The organism is Aeromonas sp. 600774 (assembly GCF_049175075.1).
Classification (GTDB): domain Bacteria; phylum Pseudomonadota; class Gammaproteobacteria; order Enterobacterales; family Aeromonadaceae; genus Aeromonas; species Aeromonas veronii_A.
Genome location: NZ_JAAKUJ010000008.1, coordinates 56,348 through 73,892, shown reverse-complemented (window position 1 = coordinate 73,892; position 17,545 = coordinate 56,348). Strand labels below are relative to the sequence as shown.

The following is a 17,545-nucleotide window of genomic DNA, read 5'->3' as shown; positions in this document are numbered from 1 at the left end:
ATTGGCTGTATAAGAATTCAAAACTGGAACAGGCAAGGTTAGTTATGTCGGTAGAACTGCTGGTTAACGTTACCCCCTCCGAAACCCGGGTCGCTCTGGTCGAAAACGGTCTGCTGCAGGAAGTGCATGTAGAGCGTCAGGCCAAACGCGGCATTGTCGGCAACATCTACAAAGGCAAGATCAGCCGGGTGCTCCCGGGCATGCAGGCGGCTTTCGTCGATATCGGTATGGACAAGGCGGCCTTTTTACACGCCTCCGATATTGTGCCCCATACCGAGTGTGTGGCTGTGAAGGAGAAGGAGCAGTTCCAGGTCGGCAATATCGCCGAGCTGGTGCGTCAGGGGCAGGACATCATGGTGCAGGTGGTGAAAGACCCGCTGGGTACCAAGGGTGCCCGTCTCACCACCGATATCACCTTGCCTTCCCGCTATCTGGTCTTTATGCCGGGCAGCGCTCACGTCGGCGTCTCCCAGCGAATCGAGTCCGAAGCGGAGCGGGAGCGCCTCAAGCGCACCGTAGCTGGCTATGTGGATGAGCTGGGTGGCTACATCATCCGTACCGCCGCTGAAGGGGTGGGGGAGCAGGAGCTGGAGCAGGATGCCGCCTTCCTCAAGCGGCTGTGGCGCAAGATCCTCGAGCGCAAGCAGAAGTATCCCCCCTGCAAGATCCTCTACGAGGATCCCAGTCTGGCATTCCGGGTGGTGCGCGATTTCGTCGGCGCAGAACTCGACAAGATCCGCGTCGACTCCCGCCAGAGCTTCGATCAGCTCAAGCGCTTCACCGAAGAGTATGTGCCGGAGCTGGCCAGCAAACTGGAGTACTACCCCGGCGAGTCACCGATCTTCGATCTCTACGATGTGGAGAACGAGATCCAGCGGGCGCTGGAGCGCAAGGTGGAGCTGAAATCCGGCGGCTACCTCATCATCGACCAGACCGAAGCCATGACCACGGTGGATATCAACACCGGCGCCTTTGTCGGCCATCGTAATCTGGAAGAGACCATCTTCAATACCAACGTCGAGGCGACGGCAGCCATCGCTCGTCATCTGCGCCTGCGCAACCTCGGTGGCATCATCATCATCGACTTCATCGACATGCAGTCGGAAGATCACCGCCGCCGGGTGCTGCACAGTCTGGAGCAGGCGCTGTCCAAGGATCGCGCCAAGACCAACGTCAACGGCTTCTCCCAGCTGGGCCTGGTGGAGATGACCCGCAAGCGCACCCGCGAGAGTCTGGAGCATGTGCTCTGCTCCGAGTGTCCCGAGTGCAAGGGACGCGGCCGGGTCAAGACGGTGGAGTCGGTCTGCTTCGAGATCCTGCGGGAGATCATCCGGGTCAACCGTGCCTACGATGCAGATCAGTTCACCGTCTACGCAGCCCCTGCCGTAGCCGACTATCTCCATGGCGAGGAGTCCCACAGTCTGGCGGAGCTGGAAGTGTTTATCGGCAAGCAGGTGCGGGTGGTGAGCGAGCCTCTCTGCGGCCAGGAGCAGTTCGACGTGGTGATGATGTAATTGGTCTATCGCTGGCTGAGTCGGGGCTGGTTAGCCCTGGGGGTCCTGTTCGTACTGCTGGCCATGCTGGTCACCCTGGTGCGGGTCGGGGGCCCTTTGCTGAATCAGTATCGAGAGAGCCTTATCCACACTCTGCTCGGCGATTCGCAAATCAAGGTCAGCGTCGATCAAATTGGACTGAGCTGGACACAATCAGGCCCGGCCCTCGAACTGCAACAGCTCGCCGTTGCCCCCGACTCCAAACGCTATACCGTCAAGCTCGGCAAGGCCTGGGTGCATCTCGACTTCTGGCGCACCATTAACGAGCTAAAGCCGGTGTTTGGCGAGCTGATCCTCAGCGATGGCGATATCACCCTCGACTTGCGCCAACCGGCTGACGACAGCCCTTCCGGCGATCCCCAGCAGGGCGCCCTGCTGCGCTTTCTGCTGACCCAGCTCTCCACCTTTGACATCCATAACACCCGGCTCAATGTCACCACCGCACTGGGCGACATGCGAGCACTCGATATTGCCCAACTGCGCTGGCAGAATCGTGGCAAGCGCCATCAGGGGGTCGGTAAGGCCTATCTCATCAACGGGGTAGGCGAGAGCACCCTGGACCTGATACTCGATGTAGATACGCCACAAGATCGGCTCGATCGCCTCAAGGGGCAGCTCTATCTGGGTGCCCGCCAGCTCGATATTACCCCGACCCTCGCCAGGATCCATGCTGGTGAACCCAAGGTGGCCGGGCAGCTCGATTTCCAGCTCTGGAGCGAGTTTGACAGCGGCAAGCTGGGCAATACCCTACTGGCCTTTGGCAACAACTACCTGATCTGGAAGGATCCCAAGAAAGGGGAGATGCACCGTTTCGGCCTCGATGGCGGCAAGGTTCAGCTACGCCGCGATGGTGAAAACTGGCAACTGGCCAGCCATGGCGTCACCTTCAAGCTGGATGGTAAACCCTGGCTGCACAGCCGGTTGCAGCTGGAGCGGATCGGTGAGCGGGTGCAGGGTTATGTGCCGCAGATCGATCTCGACCAGCTTGCCCAGCTGAGCCAGCTGGTCTCCGCGATTTATCCTGCCCAGAGCGAGCTGCTCAAGCAGACCAAACCCAAGGGCAAGCTGACAGATTTGACCCTGCAGGCGGATGCCGGGTGGCAGGATATATCCCTCAGCGGCGAGATCGTCAATGTGAGCCTCAATGCCTGGCACGACGTGCCCGGGATGCAGGATCTCAACGGTGAATTCTGGCTCACCCCCAAGGGGGGCAGCGCCAGAGTGGCGCTGGCGAACGACAAGGTGGATCCCGCCCGTCACTTCAAGATGCCGATCCCGGTCGACAACTTCTCGGCCCGCCTCGACTGGTGGCGCGAGGAACAGGGCTGGGTGCTGTACGGGCAGGATATCGCGCTGGATAACCCGGATCTGACCCTGTCCAGCCGTTTCCGCCTCGATCTGTTCGAGCACCCTTTCCTCGCCCTGACCGGTCGCATCGATGTGAAGAATGCGGGCCATGCGGATCGCTACTTCCCGCTGCAGGCGATGGACAAGGGGCTGGTGGATTACCTGAGCGGCGCCATCAAGGGGGGCAAGGCCAAGGGGGCCGACCTGCTCTGGTATGGGGAGTTTCGGGATTTCCCTTATGAGAAAGGTGATGGCATCTTCCAGGTGGCGGTGCCGCTGGAGCGGGCCACCTACGAGTTCTTCCCTGGTTGGCAACCGCTCACCGACCTGCAGATCGATCTCTTGTTCCAGAATGCCGGCCTCGATATGCGCAGCCGCTCCACCCGACTTGGCAAGGCGAGCTCCGACTCGGTGCATGCCTGGATCCCGGATCTCTCCCCAGGCGCCCACCTCTATGTGGATGCCAAGGTGCAGGGGGAGGGTAAGGCCATCAGCGACTACCTGCAGGACTCCCCGCTGGGCAGTTCGGTGGGACAGGCGCTGCGGGAGATCGAGATCCGTGGCCCGATGGCAGGATCGGTCAAGCTCGATATTCCTCTCGATGGCGAGAGCGAGGTGAAGGCGAGTGGCGATGCCACCTTCAGCAACAACAAGGTGCGGGTCGCCAGTCTGGATCTGCCGCTGGAGAAGGTGCAGGGGCGCCTCGAGTATGACAACCAGCAGACCCGTTTCAGCAACCTCAAGGCGAGCCTGTGGAACCAGCCGCTGACCCTCGACTATCAGGGGCGCCAGCATCCGGATCACTATCAGGTCGACCTCGATTTCAAGGGGCAATGGGATAGCCGCCGCCAACCCGCCGCCATCTCTTCGTACGGTATCCTCAACGGCCGCAGCAACTGGGGCGGCAAGCTCGAGTTGATCTTGCCCGAGAGCAAGCCGTTCAGCTTCCAGCTGGCGCTCGACTCCAACCTGCAGGGGATGGGGCTGGATCTGCCGCTGCCGCTGGCCAAGAGCAGCGCCAGCCGGCTGCCGCTCAAGGTGATCGCCCGTGGCCGGGATGGCAGCGCCGACATTCGCGCCGTGCTGGGGGCTGATGTGGATATGCAGACCCGGCTGGTCTACGGCGAGGGGGTGCCTTATCTCAGTCGGGTGCGGGTTGATATAGGCCAACCGGGTGCCCGGGTAATGCGCGATGCCCCCATGTTGCTTGCCATCAACCAGCAGGAGGCCGATGTGGGCGGCTGGCTGGCGCGACTCAAGCAATGGCTGCCAGCGCAGAACCAGACCGGTAATGCGGTAGTCGGCCCTGCCTTCCTGCCACAGGAGTGGTGGGTGGATGGGCAGCTGGCCCGTGCCTATATCGGCAGTGCCACCCTCAAGGCGGCGCGTTTCACCGTGGGACCGACCAATCAGGCGACCGAAGTGATGATCGATAGCCCCGATGTGATGGGGGTGATCCGCCTGCCCGCAGTGGCCAACCGTCCGGTGGATGCCAAGTTTGCCCGCATCTACTGGTCCGGCAAGAGTTCGGATCTCAGCCCGGATCCCGATGCGAAGCAGGATAACGCCATCATGGCTTCGATCCCCTGGCTGACATTCAGCTGTGTCGATTGCCGCTTTGGCGAGTTGCCGCTTGGCGAAGTGAAAGGCGAGCTGCTGCCGGGCGCCAACAAGGTGACTCTCAAGGGGCTGGATATGCGGTTGGCAGGCAGTCAGCTTGCCGGCAGCGTCGACTGGCTGGCCGATGGCAACCGGATGGAGACGCGGGCCCGTGGCAAGCTGACCAGCAACAACAGCGAGCTGCTGCTCAAGCGGCTCGGCTACACCTCGCCCATCGGTGATGCCCCCGGCTCCCTCGCCTTTGATCTCAACTGGCAGGATGTGCCCTATCGCCCGAGTCTGCCGACTCTGGGGGGGAGTGCCAACTATCAGCTGGAGGGGGGCACCCTGCGGGAGGTCAACGACAAGGGCGCACGGCTGCTCTCCCTGCTCAGTCTCGACTCCCTGCTGCGCAAGCTGCGCCTCGATTTTCGCGATGTGTTCGACAAGGGTTTCTACTTCGAATCCATGTCTGCTTCTGCCACCATCAAGCAGGGGCAGGTCAGCAACAATGATTTCTATATGAAGGGGGCTGCAGGCAATCTGCGCGGCGAGGGGATCGCCGATTTGGTGCGCTGGCGGCTCGACTACGAGCTGAGCTTTTCCCCGAACCTTGGTGGCACCCTGCCGGTGGTGGCGGCTTTCTCCATCACGCCGATCACGGGTCTCTATGTGCTGGCCCTCTCCAAACTGCTGGAGCCGGTGGTGGATGTGGTGACCCGCATCGACTTTCGTATCTCGGGCCCGCTCGACGCACCCAAGCTGATTGAGGCGGGGCGCGATCGCGCACGCATCAAGCTCAACCAGCAGCAGAAAGAGGCGGTCGACGCCGTTGCTCCCAGCCTGCCAACGCAAGAGGTGACCCCTTTCCTGATGAGCCCCAAACACGCGGGGCCTGCTCAGCGCTGAACGAGCGGCCCGGCACCATCACAAGGAGTGAGCCATGATCCGACATATCCTGCTGATCGCCTTCAAGCCGGACACCAAGCCTGCCCAGATAGATGCGGTGCGTACCGCCTTTCTCGCCATTCCGCATCAGGTCAGCGGTGTGACTGCTGTGGAGTGGGGTGAGAATGACAGCCCGGAGGGGAGGGATGACGGTTTTACCCACACCGTGCTGATGACCTTTGCCGACGAGGCTGCCCGCCAGCGCTATATGCCCCATCCTGATCACGATGCCCTCAAGGCCATCTTTCGCCCGGTGCTGGCGCGCATCATAGTGCTGGATTACACCCTGCAGGCGGGTGATGCTGTCACCATCTGATGGCCCAAGCGACAAGGAGAGAGTCATGTGGTTAGTCGCAATACAGCTGGTATCTGGCCGTCACTGGCAGGATAACCGGGAGCAGATCGCCGCCGAGCTGGCCGCCTTGCCCAAAGAGCGGCCGCTGCTGGTGCTGTTGCCGGAGAACTTTGCCCTGTTTGGCGAGCGGCAAGGTTATCTGGATGGGGCCGAGACCATAGGTGAGGGTCCGATCCAGCAGCAGCTGGCCGAATGGGCACGAGATTACGGCATCTGGCTGGTGGCCGGGGCTGTGCCGACCACCATCGAAGGTTCCGACCATATCCACACAAGCTCGCTGGTGTTTGACCCAAGCGGTGAGCTCAGGGGCCACTACCACAAGATCCACCTGTTCGACGTGGATGTGGCGGACAATCACGGCCGCTATCGGGAGTCGGAGACCTTCAGCCCGGGGGATGCACCTGTGCTGGTGGACTCCCCGTTTGGTCCCCTCGGCCTCTCGATCTGTTATGATTTGCGCTTTCCCGAGCTCTACCGCCAGTTGGCCCGAGCTGGAGCTCGCGTGCTGCTGGTGCCTGCCGCCTTTACCGCCGTGACCGGCGAGGCGCACTGGGAGCCGCTGCTGCGGGCTCGCGCCATCGAAAACCAGTGCTACGTAGTCGCGGCCAATCAGGGCGGCACTCACGAAACGGGGCGCCAGACCTGGGGCCACAGCATGGTGATCGACCCCTGGGGCCGGGTGCTGGCCAGCAAAGAGTCCGGGTGCGGTACCGTGCTGGCGAAGATGGAGCCCGGGCTTATCGACGAATTGAAACGCACCATGCCAGTGCTGCAACACGCCCGTTTGCTCTGATGGTGTGGTGAAAAATTGAAACGCAGCCGTTTGCCCGTGCTGGAGCATGCCCGTTTGTTGTGATGGTGTGGCTTGTTGCCAACCCGTCGGCAAGACGATTTAAAACAGCTCGTTACGAGAGTGGAGAAGAAGATTGAGTCTATTGAGCCAGGTTAGTGCCTCCCTGTTGGCCCCGAACGACCTCGACGAAGGGCGCCTGCAGCAGCTGCTCGGCAGCCTGATGAGCCATCAGGTGGAGTTCGGCGATCTCTATTTCCAGCGCAGCTGGCACGAGTCCTGGATGCTGGAAGATGGCATCGTCAAGGATGGCAGCTACAACATCGATCAGGGGGTCGGGGTGCGCGCCGTCAGCGGCGAGAAGACCGGTTTCGCCTACTCGGACGAGCTGAGCCTGCTGGCGCTGCAACAGTCGGTGACTGCCGCTCGCGGCATCGCCGCCGCAGGTGCTCACGGCAAGGTGAAGGCGTGGACTCGCACCGAAGCGAACCTGCTCTATCCGGCCATGGATCCGCTGCAGACCCTCGACAAGCACCAGAAGATCGCCCTACTGGAGCAGATGGACAAGTTCGCCAGAAGTCTGGATCCCGCCATCAATCAGGTGATGGCCTCCATCAGCGGCGTCTACGAAGAGGTGCTGGTGGCCGCCACCGACGGCACCCTGGCCGCTGATGTGCGTCCGCTGGTGCGGCTGTCGGTGACCGTGATCGCCGAGAAGGGGGATCGCCGCGAGCGTGGCAGTGCCGGTGGCGGTGGCCGCTTTGGTTACGACTGGTTCCTCGAACTGGACGGGCTGGAGAGCCGCGCTTTTGGCTATGTGCGTGAAGCGGTGCGTCAGGCGCTGGTCAATCTGGAAGCCATCGACGCGCCAGCCGGCACCATGCCGGTGGTGCTGGGTGCCGGCTGGCCTGGTGTGCTGCTGCATGAGGCGGTGGGTCACGGTCTGGAGGGCGATTTCAACCGCAAGGGCTCTTCCGCATTTGCCGGTCGCATCGGCGAGCAGGTGGCCTCCAAGCTCTGCACCATCGTCGATGACGGCACCCTGCCGGGTCGGCGTGGCTCCGTCAGCATAGATGACGAGGGGACGCCGGGTGGCTACAACGTGCTGATCGAGAACGGTATCCTCAAGGGCTATCTGCAAGACAAGCAGAACGCCCGCCTGATGGGTGTGCCACTCACCGGCAACGGGCGCCGCGAATCCTACGCTGCCATGCCGATGCCGCGCATGACCAACACCTACATGTTGGCGGGTCAGTACGATCCGGCCGAGATCATCGCCTCGGTGAAGGAGGGCATCTATGCCCCCAACTTCGGTGGCGGTCAGGTGGACATCACCTCCGGCAAGTTTGTCTTCTCCGCCTCCGAGGCTTACCTCATCGAGGATGGCAAGATCACTGCCCCCATCAAGGGGGCGACCCTGATCGGCAACGGCCCCGAGGCGATGAGCCAGGTCTCCATGGTGGGGAGCGACCTGGCGCTGGATCGCGGGGTCGGCATCTGCGGCAAGGAGGGGCAGAGCGTGCCGGTCGGTGTCGGCCAGCCCACCCTTAAACTGGATCAACTCACCGTGGGTGGCACCCAGTAAGCCTCGACGCAGCACAAGAACAGAGAGAAATCATGCTTACCCTGTCGAAAATATCCAATATCCGGAGCCAGCTCTCTCCCAGCGAGCTCAAGATTGCCGATTACATCCTCTCCTGCCCGGAGCAGGTGACTCGCTTCTCCTCCCAGGAGCTGGCCCAGCAGGCGGAGGTGAGCCAGTCGAGCATAGTGAAGTTCACCCAGAAGATCGGGTTCAAGGGCTTCACCGCCTTCAAGCTGGCGGTTAGCGAGGATCTGGGGCGCAAGCATGCCATCAAGACCGACAATGTCGGTGATCTCTACAATGGCATCGGGCGGGACGATGATCTGGAGACCATGGCCAAGAAGCTGGCGCAGGAGAAGATCAACTCCATCGTCGAGACCACTCAGGCCCTCGACAGTGCTCTGCTGAAGCAGGTACTCGATACCATAGATGGCGCCGGGCGGGTGCAGCTGGTGGGGATTGGCGGTTCGGCACTGACTGCCAAGGATCTCTGGTACAAGTTGCTCAAGATCGGCGTAACTACCCTGTTTGCCCAGGATAGCCATGTGCAGATCTCCATCGCCCAGACCCTGGGGCCGGGTGATGTGCAACTGGTCATCTCCTATTCTGGCGCCAGCCGTGATGTGCTGGCGGCGGCCGAGCTGGCCAAGCGCAATGGTGCCACCCTGATTGCCGTGACTTCGTTCCGGCAAACCCAGTTGCGCCAGATGGCCGACATGGTGCTGGATACGGTGGCGGAGGAGAACGAGTTGCGTATCTCTTCCATCTCCTCACGTACCGCCCAGAACACCATTACCGACATCCTGTTCCTCGGCCTGGTGCAGCGCAGAGACGAGCGAGCCTGGGCACTGATTGACGGTACCCGGGATGCCATCGACCGACTCAACAAGGAGTGAGGTCGGCTCTGCCTCTGTATCATCCGTACAACAAAAAACCACCTGAACAGGTGGTTTTTTGTTGTCTGCTAGAGGTCAAGGGCCCAGCGGATAAAGGCTTTACGCCGCTTGGCATCGGCCGCCAGATAGAGTTCCCGCAGGGTGGCATCCGCCTGCTCCGGCGTAAGTGCCGAAGCGGTATGAATGGTAGTTGCGGCTTGTGTTGCGAAAATGGGGGGCGGACTTGCTGTTGGTGTATGGCTCGCCAGCAGGGCCTGGTAATCGGTGCCCAGACCATCCTGGCTGCGTGGCAGGGCTTGTAGTGTCAGCGGCTGTGATATGCCCTTGTCGTCACTCAGCAGCAGGGTCGGGCTGGCGGCAAACTGGCGGATAGCCGAGGGGCTGGTCAGCACCGGGGTGGTCAGTTGCAGCGTCCCTTGTGCTGGTGCTGTAAGGGTGACCAGCAGAGGAGCTGAGGTCACGCGTCCCGGGCTCTCGTTGGTGGATCGAGGGTCACTTGGGCTGTCAAAGCGCACCAGCAGTCGGGACTCTCCCGCCGGGAGCTCAATGGTCCGGGTGAAGGCCGAGGGTTTGCCCTGTGGCGAGGCGAGCAGGGTGAGGGTATCGGCCAGCTCCAGCCGGGCCGCCTGTGCCGGTACGCTGAGCAGCAGGGCAAACAGGGGGGATAATAGTAGGGGAGAGAGCAGGGAGGATCGTGCCATCATAAGACTCCATAAAGGAGCCGGCCCGCAGGCCGGCAACCAGATCAGAATTCGTAGCGCAGGCCGAGGTGGTAGAAGCTCTCGCTGTTGCTGCTGCCACCAAAGCTGGTGATGGTGCTACCAGCCAGACCATCTTCACCATTGCGGATCACATAGGCGCTGTAGAGGGAAGATCGCGGGGTGAGCTTGTATTGCAGCTCCAGCGTAGTATCGCGCAGTGCCATCTGGTCGCCACCCTCGTTGACGAGGTGACGATAGCCTGCGCGGGCCCCCCACTTCTGGTTGATGTCATACACAGCGGTCAGTTCCCACACCTTGTCTTCACTGTCGGCACGGCCGTCGCGATAGGTCACCTGATCCTTGCTATAGAGGGCACCCAACATCAGAGGGCCGAGATAGTAGCGGGTACCAATCCCGGCGAAGCGATACTCATCGGCATTGGGATCGACCTTGCTGCCACTGCTCTGGGCGGCTTTGGTCTGCTGATACGCCACGACCGGAGCCAGTTTGCCGGCACTGTCCAGATCGAAGGTGTAGCGCAGGGCACCGTTGTAGCCGTAATCGAGATCCGAAGTGCTGTTGCCGAGGATGTAGGCGAGCGAGAGATCCAGATTGCCGAGGGTGTTCTGGTACTGCAGGGTGCCATCCTGACGGAACACCTGCACGGCGGTGGAGTCCACCTTGTTGGCCTGACGGGCCATGGAGACGTCGGAGGCGGCAAACACATCGCCGATATCGGTGAACATGATGAGGCCGGAAGAGACGCGCCCGCCGGTCACCTTGCCCCACTGACCACCATCAATCCCTGCCCAGACGTAACGGGCGGTGAGATCGCTGCTGTTCTTCTGCACGTTGTTGGCGTATTCGGCTGCATTGACCTGATATTGCGCCATGCCGATCACTGCGACATCGTCATTGACGGTCTGACGGGCGGTAAAGCCGATACGGCCATCGAAGTCACCCTGATCATTGCCGCTCTTCTTGTCGGAAATATTGAAGCCAAGACGGCCGTAGAGGTCGACGTTGGAGCCATCGTCAGCCTGATAGATGACGGCCGCATGAGCGGAACCTGTGCCGAGCAGTGCGGGAAGAACCAGAGCAAGCATGGATTTTTTCATTTTTTATCGTTCCTGTACGGGCTCTGTGCCAGAGCCGGGATGAGTTCGGCCATGACCCCGATTGCTCGGGGCCAGACCTTGGCTAGAAATCCGGAGGAGGGATTAACTCAGATCGACGTTCTTGCAGCCGAACATCAGGGTGAAGAGGTAGCCGCCGAGGTAGGCAACGGCGAGGCCGACCGCATAGACCATCATGCCGGGGAAGATCCCCTGGGCGGAGGTCATCAGCGGCAGGGCGACGATACCGGAGGGGCCAAAGACGGTGTTGAGGCCGACCGGCAGACCCAGCCAGGAGATCAGGCCAACCACGAAGCCCCCCAGCGAACCACCGCAGCAGGCCGTGATAAAGGGTTTGACCCGCGGCAGGGTGACGCCGTAGATGAGCGGCTCACCGACCCCCAGAATGCCCGGAATGATGGTGCCCTTCACCTGAGTGCGCAGTAGGGAATCCTTGCCTGCCCGGCTGTAGAGCGCCAGCGCAGCCCCTACCTGTCCGGCACCGGCCAGCGCCAGGATAGGAAACAGGGAGTTGAAGCCCTGGGCATCCATCAGCGCAAAGTAGACGGGAACGAACCCCTGGTGGATGCCAAACATCACCGAGATGAGGAACAGGCCAGCCAGAATAGCGGTACCGAACGGGTTGCCATTGAGGTTGATGAAGAGCCAGGACATGCCGTTATAGAGCTGCACGCCGAGGGGCATGATCAGGATAAAGGTGACGGCTCCCATGATCAGCAGGGTGATGCAGGAAGTGAGGATCATATCCAGACTGTCCGGCATGTAGCGGCGAACCTGGCGCTCAACCGAGGCGCCTATGATGCAGGCGATCAGCACGCCGATGATGTTGCCGCGGGGATCGATCTGATGGCCGAAGAAGTCGGTGATACCGGAGTAGATGCCGCTGCTGGCCTGAGGGTCATAACCCATGACAAACAGAGAGGCGATGATGGCACCGTTGACGCCGGAGCCACCAAACGCCTTCTGGGCGTTGTAGCCGATCAGGATGCTGAGGAAGCTGAACAGTCCCTTGCTGAAGAGCTTCATGTAGCCGACGAATTCGGCCAGCATGCCCCCTGTCTGCTGTCCTTCCAGCAACAGGGTCTGTTCGATCAGGGTGGCACAGCCGAGCAGCAGACCCGCAGCGATAAAACCGGGGATCAGCGGAGTGAAAATGGTGGCAAACTTGGCCAGGAAGCGGTGCGCCGCACTGCTCTGCTTCTGCTTCAGCGCCTGCTTGTTGGCGGCGGCGATGTCGCCAAGATCCGCAGGTTGCGGGCGGGGGGCGGTGAGGATGCCAGCGTCCGTACTCAGCATACCGTTCATCATTTCGCAGGCGGTCTGGGCTTTGCCCGGACCAAGCACGATCTGGAACTGGTTGTCGCTTTCAATCACCCCCATCACCCCGGCGATCCGTTTGATAGTATCGCGATCGGCATGCAGGCTGTCCGCCAGGCTCAGCCGCAAGCGGGTCATGCAGTGGCCACAGTTGGTGATGTTATCCCGGCCGCCGATGGCCTGGATGATCTGGCCAATCATGGAATCAGTTATTTTTGCCATAAAGAACCCGGTCAGTCTGATGTGAGGGGGCGGATGCCCCCGCTTATGTTGTTATCCTGTCGCCATTGCTGGCGCGGCCAATGTGCGGTCGGCCGATTAATCTGTGCATTTGCTGATAAAGCCGCCGCTGCTTTTCAGCCGCTCTCGTGCTTCGCTGGCGGAGATATTGGCCAGGATCATTACGATGGCGGTCTTGCAGTGGCTATCCGCGGCGGCAAGAGCCTGCTCGGCCGTGCCACGGTCACATTCGGTTGCTTCCATGACGATGCGCTTCTGGCGTTCCACCAGTTTGGCGTTGGTCGCCTCCACATCTACCATCAGATTGCCGTAGACCTTGCCGGTGCGGATCATGGCACCGGTCGAGAGCATATTGAGGATCAGCTTCTGGGCTGTGCCCGCTTTCATGCGGGAGGAGCCGGTCACTATCTCGGGTCCGACCACGGCGACCATGCTTATGTCGGCCGCTTTGGCGAGCGGGCTGCCCGGGTTGCAGCTGATGCTGCACACTGTGGCACCCAGGCTCCTGGCATACTGCATGGCGCCCAGTACATAGGGGGTTCGTCCACTGGCTGCGATACCCACCAGTACATCGTTGGCACTGAAGTGGATGTTTTTAAGATCGTTGGCACCGAGTTCTGCATCGTCTTCGGCATTCTCCACCGCCTGCAGTATGGCCTTGTGGCCCCCGGCAATCAGGCCGATGACCCGTTCGGCAGAGACACCGTAGGTGGGTGGGCATTCGCTGGCGTCCAGAATGCCGAGGCGCCCGGAGGTGCCTGCCCCGATGTAGATCAAGCGGCCGCCTTTGCCAAATGCCGCAGCAATAGCATCGACCGCCTTGGCGATCTCGGGCAGCAGTTGGCCTACAGCCACTGCTACGTGTTGATCTTCTTGATTGATGATCCGCAGCATATCCAGCGTCGGGAGCTGATCGATCTCGATGCTGGCTGGATTGCGGGTTTCAGTAATCATGCTTGATAGGTCAATGGTCATCGCTTCCTCTACTTCAGGTCGTCGCCATCCCCGGCGTACATCATCTTTCTTGATGCTGGCTATCATGCTCGATTTTTGATTTTTATTATGAGATCGGTATCGCATAATTAATTATTCAGTTAATTTTTGTTTTTTGTAATTAAAATTCCTGAAGAGGCGTACAGGTACAAGAGCGAAGATGACAGGGGGATTGGCTAGCCTGCTTGATGGGCATGCAACAAAAAGCCCCGGTCAGTAGGCCGGGGCTTGCAGAATCATCGGTGTTAATTGACCGAGATGGCGCGGGCGTCGATGAAGTAACGGGCCTTGCCCTGTTTGTCGATCTGGATTTTGGCGAGCAGCCTCTCTTGCTGCCGGTGTTCCCACAGTTGTTCTATGTTGGCAAGGGCTGGATTGGCTATGCCGAGCACATTCAGGTATTCGTGAAACAGGCTATGACTGCCGATTTCGGTCAGCATCTTGGTCATATGGGCACTCTTCTGGAACAAGGGGGGCAGAGACAAGATAGCCATGTCGAGCTGAATGAGTGCTGTACAAAAAACAGACAGGCTTTTCGTGCAACAACAGCGATGCAGCTGGTCGGGGAGTATGGGAGCTCAGATCACAAAAAGCCCCGGTCAGTGGACCGGGGCTGGCTGGTTATTCGGTATCAGTTGATGGATATGGCGCGAGCATCGATGAAGTAACGGGCATTGCCCTGCTTATCGATCTGGATTTTGGCGACCAGCTGCTCCCGCTTTTTATATTCCCAGTGTTGCTCAATCTTGGCGAGGGATGGGCTCGCAATCCCAACCACGTTCAGGTACTCGTGAAACAGGCTATGGCTCCCTATTTCGGTCAGCATCTTGTCCATCTGCATACTCTCCTGAAGTTGAGTGGGTATTCATCAACAAACCTATCAGCGTCCGTCTGAATAAAGTCTGTATAAAAAACAAACTAACCCATTTTTGTGTCAGTAACATGATCAGGAACAAGATCAGTGCAGATCGTCAGGGACTTTTTGATACCGTTTTCAATCAGAGCTGGCGGGCTTTTGCGGCAACTGATCAAACGTGCCGGACGCCTGCGGTAGCGCCGGTGCGGTTTGCATGGTCTGGCCGCCGTGGAAGACCGGATCCTGTGCCACTTCCTTGATGCCGTTGATGCAAAACTGCATACCCATGCAGACCAGCAGGAAGCCCATGATGCGGGTCATGGCATCGATGCCGGTGGCGCCAAGGATCTTGCAGACCGGATCCGCCAGCTTCAATACTCCCCAGCTGATCAGGCTCATCAGAGCAAATGCAGTGACCATGGCGCCATAGATAGTGAGGCGGTTGTACTCGTCAGGCAGCTCGGCAATCTGGGCTGCCCCGCTTATTACCAGCGCCATGGTGCCCGGCCCGCACATGCTGGGCATGGTGAGTGGTACGAAGGCGATGCTCTGGTTGATATCGACCCCGCTCTGCTGGCTGGGGGCGGGGAACAGCATGCGAAAGCCGATAAAGCCGATGATGAGCCCCCCGGCCAGGCGCAAACCCGGGATGGAGATCCCGAACAGATCCAGAATCGAAGATCCGATAAAGAAGGTGATGCAGAGGGTGCAGAACAGATAGATGGCCGCCATATTGACCTGACGGCGCACGTGTTCGCGCGACATCCCCTTGCTCAGCCCCAGCAACAGGGTGGCTGTGGTGGGGGGATTGACCATGGGCAGCAGCGCCAGCAAGGCGAGAAATACGACCTGAAAGAACATGTTGAGCCTCGGGTAGCAAGGATGAATGGGAATACCTTGATCCAGGTGGTCACCTGACTCAAGAGGGAGGCTATCTTATGCTGGCGAAACTGAACATAAGCAGTACAAAAGAGTCCCGGCAGTTACCGGGGCTTGTTGTTCGGGTCAGGCCGCTTGCGGCGCTTGCTGTTGTCGGATGGCCCGTTGCTGGAACCAGAGCCAGAGGCCGATGGCAAAACCCAGCACCGACAGACTCACCACATAGTGGGAGGGGGCAAGCATGTCGCTCTTCATCCAGAGGGTCACCGCCATCGGGGTGAGGCCACCGAAGATGGCGTAGGCCACGTTGTAGGAGAACGACAGACCGGAGAAGCGCACCACCGGCGGGAAGGCGTTGACCATCACGTAAGGCACGGCACCGACAATCCCGACCGCAAAGCCCGCCAGCATGTAGAGCGGCACCAGCTGGCTCGTACCGGCCGTCAGACCGTGATAGAAGGCGTAGCTGGAGCCAGCCAGCAGCAGGGAGCCGAACATGAAGGTAAGACCGCTGCCCAGCAGGTCGATCAGTCGACCATAGACGATACAGCCGAGGGTCAGGGCGACGATCGCCAGCGAGTTGGCGGTCAGGGCGTCCGCCGGGCTGATGCCATAAACCTTCTGCAGATAGGTCGGGGTCATCAGGATCACCACCACGATCCCGGCGGAGAGCAGCCAGGTGAGCAGCATGGAGACTACGACGCTGCTCTTGTGGTTGCGCAGCACCGCCTTGAGGGGCAGCTCGTCAGCCAAGGTCTTGTTGGCTTTCATCTCGGCGAAGACCGGGGTCTCGTGCAACCAGCGACGCAGGTACATGGCAACGATGCCGAAGATGCCGCCCAGCAGGAAGGGCACCCGCCAGCCCCACTCGCTCACTTCGGCCGGCGTCAGGCTCTTGTTGACCGCAGTGGCAATGAGGGAGCCAAGCAGGATGCCGGCCGTCAATCCTGCGGTGAGCGTGCCGCAGGCGACCCCGACCCGACGGGCAGGGACGTGCTCGGCGACAAATACCCAGGCGCCCGGCACTTCACCGCCGATGGCAGCGCCTTGCAGGATCCGCAGTCCCAGCAGGGCGATGGGGGCGCCGATGCCGAGCACCGCATAGGTGGGCAGCAGACCGATCAACAGGGTCGGCAGCGCCATCATGATGATGCTGAGGGTGAACATCCGCTTGCGACCGATGAGATCGCCAAAGTGGGCCATGATGATGCCGCCAAGCGGGCGGGCCAGATAACCGGCGGCGAAGATGCCGAAGGTCTGGAACTGGCGCAGCCACTCGGGAATGTCGGCCGGGAAGAACAGCTCGCCGATGACCACGGCGAAGAAGACGAAGATGATGAAGTCGTAAAACTCCAGCGCACCGCCGAGGGCAGCCAGACTCAGGGTTTTGTAATCCTGTCGATTGAGGGGGCGGGCGTGATCGTGCTGTTGTGTGGTCGTGGTCATATCCGTATGTTTCCCATCGGTTTTTTTAGTTATTGTCACCCCGGGCAAGGGGCATATACAGGTGATCGAGAGTATGCTGCCTGCCTCTTGTGTGTAAATCGCGCAATTCGCAACACTGTCTTGCATCTTTTTGGGGCAATCCGAATGCCCCGCTGGCGGAGGAATGATGGAAAAGAAACGGGTACTGCTCTCCTGGAGCAGTGGCAAGGATTGCGCATGGGCACTGCATCAGTTGCGGCAAGATCCCGCCATTGAAGTGGTGGGGCTGTTTACCACCCTCAATCAGGCATTCGAGCGGGTGGCGATGCACGGGGTGCGCAAGCAGCTGTTGACCGAGCAGGCCGCCTGCGTCGGGCTGCCTCTCATCACCATCGATCTGCCCTGGCCCTGCAGCAACGAGGATTACGCCCGCATCATGACTGGCTTTATCGCCGATGTGGTGGCACAAGGGATCCGCTATATGGCCTTTGGCGACTTGTTCCTCGAGGATGTGCGCGCCTACCGTGAAAAGCAGCTGGCAGGCACTGGCATCGAACCACTGTTCCCGCTGTGGGGCAGCAATACCCGTGAACTGGCGCCGCAGATGGTAGCCGCTGGGTTGAAGGCGCGGATCAGTGCTCTCGACCCGAACAAGCTGGATGCCAGCCTGGGGGGCCACGACTTTGACGAGGCACTGCTGGCGGCGCTGCCGGAGGGGGTCGATCCGTGCGGCGAGAACGGCGAGTTTCACACCCTGGCCTATGATGGCCCCATGTTCTCCCGTCCGCTCGGCATTCGGGTCGGCGAGACAGTGGTGCGCGACGGCTTTGTCTTTACCGATCTGCTGCCAATCTAGGATTAATTATCGGGCGTCAAATGCTCCCTTTTGCAGGAGCTTTCACAGATTTGAAGGGCGGGATGGGGG

15 protein-coding genes are annotated in these 17,545 nt (G+C 60.4%); 7 read left to right on the top strand and 8 right to left on the bottom strand.

Features of this window, described 5'->3' with window-relative positions:
• The first annotated feature begins 44 nt into the window (after nucleotides 1-44).
• The 6 genes from rng (at nucleotide 45) to G5171_RS10270 (ending at nucleotide 9,073) form a co-directional block, all read left to right on the top strand.
• The gene (gene rng / locus G5171_RS10295; RefSeq protein WP_005340056.1) at nucleotides 45-1,514 is read left to right on the top strand and encodes a ribonuclease G; all 1,470 of its coding nucleotides are present in this window, start codon (nucleotides 45-47) and stop codon (nucleotides 1,512-1,514) included.
• Nucleotides 1,515-5,408, top strand: a complete 3,894-nt coding sequence (locus G5171_RS10290) for a YhdP family protein (RefSeq protein WP_421260140.1) — start codon at nucleotides 1,515-1,517, stop codon at nucleotides 5,406-5,408.
• A 34-nt stretch (nucleotides 5,409-5,442) separates the two neighbouring features.
• Nucleotides 5,443-5,763, top strand: coding sequence for a Dabb family protein (locus tag G5171_RS10285; RefSeq protein ID WP_421250825.1), 321 nt, complete (start codon nucleotides 5,443-5,445; stop codon nucleotides 5,761-5,763).
• Between the two features lie 25 nt (nucleotides 5,764-5,788).
• On the top strand, nucleotides 5,789-6,595 hold the full coding sequence (locus G5171_RS10280) for a carbon-nitrogen hydrolase family protein (RefSeq protein WP_421260139.1): 807 nt from the start codon (nucleotides 5,789-5,791) through the stop codon (nucleotides 6,593-6,595).
• A 133-nt stretch (nucleotides 6,596-6,728) separates the two neighbouring features.
• On the top strand, nucleotides 6,729-8,177 hold the full coding sequence (gene tldD, locus G5171_RS10275; RefSeq protein WP_421260138.1) for a metalloprotease TldD: 1,449 nt from the start codon (nucleotides 6,729-6,731) through the stop codon (nucleotides 8,175-8,177).
• A gap of 32 nt (nucleotides 8,178-8,209) precedes the next feature.
• Nucleotides 8,210-9,073: an SIS domain-containing protein gene (locus G5171_RS10270; protein WP_005342915.1), complete on the top strand. Its 864-nt coding sequence runs from the start codon at nucleotides 8,210-8,212 to the stop codon at nucleotides 9,071-9,073.
• A gap of 68 nt (nucleotides 9,074-9,141) precedes the next feature.
• Here G5171_RS10270 and G5171_RS10265 read toward each other — a convergent pair whose 3' ends face one another.
• From G5171_RS10265 to G5171_RS10230, 8 genes are all read right to left on the bottom strand, one after another.
• Nucleotides 9,142-9,777 (bottom strand): DUF2057 domain-containing protein, encoded by a 636-nt coding sequence (locus tag G5171_RS10265; RefSeq protein WP_421244941.1) that lies wholly within the window; start codon nucleotides 9,775-9,777, stop codon nucleotides 9,142-9,144.
• Nucleotides 9,778-9,818: 41 nt separating this feature from the next.
• The gene (locus G5171_RS10260) at nucleotides 9,819-10,892 is read right to left on the bottom strand and encodes a porin (RefSeq protein ID WP_421260137.1); all 1,074 of its coding nucleotides are present in this window, start codon (nucleotides 10,890-10,892) and stop codon (nucleotides 9,819-9,821) included.
• Between the two features lie 102 nt (nucleotides 10,893-10,994).
• Nucleotides 10,995-12,449, bottom strand: coding sequence for a PTS N-acetylmuramic acid transporter subunit IIBC (gene murP / locus G5171_RS10255; protein WP_421250821.1), 1,455 nt, complete (start codon nucleotides 12,447-12,449; stop codon nucleotides 10,995-10,997).
• 96 nt (nucleotides 12,450-12,545) lie between these two features.
• Entirely contained in the window at nucleotides 12,546-13,442 is an 897-nt protein-coding gene (gene murQ, locus G5171_RS10250; protein ID WP_236346282.1) for an N-acetylmuramic acid 6-phosphate etherase, read from the bottom strand.
• A gap of 263 nt (nucleotides 13,443-13,705) precedes the next feature.
• Nucleotides 13,706-13,909, bottom strand: coding sequence for a hypothetical protein (locus G5171_RS10245; RefSeq protein ID WP_041209699.1), 204 nt, complete (start codon nucleotides 13,907-13,909; stop codon nucleotides 13,706-13,708).
• A 182-nt stretch (nucleotides 13,910-14,091) separates the two neighbouring features.
• Nucleotides 14,092-14,295 carry a hypothetical protein gene (locus G5171_RS10240; protein ID WP_005342922.1) on the bottom strand — a complete coding sequence of 68 codons (204 nt, stop codon included), beginning with the start codon at nucleotides 14,293-14,295 and terminating at the stop codon, nucleotides 14,092-14,094.
• 159 nt (nucleotides 14,296-14,454) lie between these two features.
• Complete coding sequence (locus G5171_RS10235; protein WP_288728861.1) at nucleotides 14,455-15,177, bottom strand: MarC family NAAT transporter; 723 nt, start codon at nucleotides 15,175-15,177, stop codon at nucleotides 14,455-14,457.
• Nucleotides 15,178-15,321: 144 nt separating this feature from the next.
• A complete protein-coding gene (locus G5171_RS10230) occupies nucleotides 15,322-16,641 on the bottom strand; it encodes an MFS transporter (RefSeq protein ID WP_421244939.1) in 1,320 nt (439 codons plus the stop codon).
• Nucleotides 16,642-16,807: 166 nt separating this feature from the next.
• On the opposite strand from G5171_RS10230, the gene G5171_RS10225 reads away from it, so the two are divergent.
• Complete coding sequence (locus G5171_RS10225) at nucleotides 16,808-17,476, top strand: ATP-binding protein (RefSeq protein ID WP_421244944.1); 669 nt, start codon at nucleotides 16,808-16,810, stop codon at nucleotides 17,474-17,476.
• Nucleotides 17,477-17,545: the final 69 nt, after the last annotated feature.

Coding starts and splice junctions, on each gene's coding strand:
- rng (WP_005340056.1), top strand. CDS start 45: ATGTCGGTAGAACTGCTGGTTAACGTTACCCCCTCCGAAACCCGGGTC.
- G5171_RS10285 (WP_421250825.1), top strand. CDS start 5,443: ATGATCCGACATATCCTGCTGATCGCCTTCAAGCCGGACACCAAGCCT.
- G5171_RS10280 (WP_421260139.1), top strand. CDS start 5,789: ATGTGGTTAGTCGCAATACAGCTGGTATCTGGCCGTCACTGGCAGGAT.
- G5171_RS10270 (WP_005342915.1), top strand. CDS start 8,210: ATGCTTACCCTGTCGAAAATATCCAATATCCGGAGCCAGCTCTCTCCC.
- G5171_RS10265 (WP_421244941.1), bottom strand. CDS start 9,777: ATGATGGCACGATCCTCCCTGCTCTCTCCCCTACTATTATCCCCCCTG.
- G5171_RS10260 (WP_421260137.1), bottom strand. CDS start 10,892: ATGAAAAAATCCATGCTTGCTCTGGTTCTTCCCGCACTGCTCGGCACA.
- murP (WP_421250821.1), bottom strand. CDS start 12,449: ATGGCAAAAATAACTGATTCCATGATTGGCCAGATCATCCAGGCCATC.
- murQ (WP_236346282.1), bottom strand. CDS start 13,442: ATGACCATTGACCTATCAAGCATGATTACTGAAACCCGCAATCCAGCC.
- G5171_RS10245 (WP_041209699.1), bottom strand. CDS start 13,909: ATGACCAAGATGCTGACCGAAATCGGCAGTCATAGCCTGTTTCACGAA.
- G5171_RS10240 (WP_005342922.1), bottom strand. CDS start 14,295: ATGGACAAGATGCTGACCGAAATAGGGAGCCATAGCCTGTTTCACGAG.
- G5171_RS10235 (WP_288728861.1), bottom strand. CDS start 15,177: ATGTTCTTTCAGGTCGTATTTCTCGCCTTGCTGGCGCTGCTGCCCATG.
- G5171_RS10230 (WP_421244939.1), bottom strand. CDS start 16,641: ATGACCACGACCACACAACAGCACGATCACGCCCGCCCCCTCAATCGA.
- G5171_RS10225 (WP_421244944.1), top strand. CDS start 16,808: ATGGAAAAGAAACGGGTACTGCTCTCCTGGAGCAGTGGCAAGGATTGC.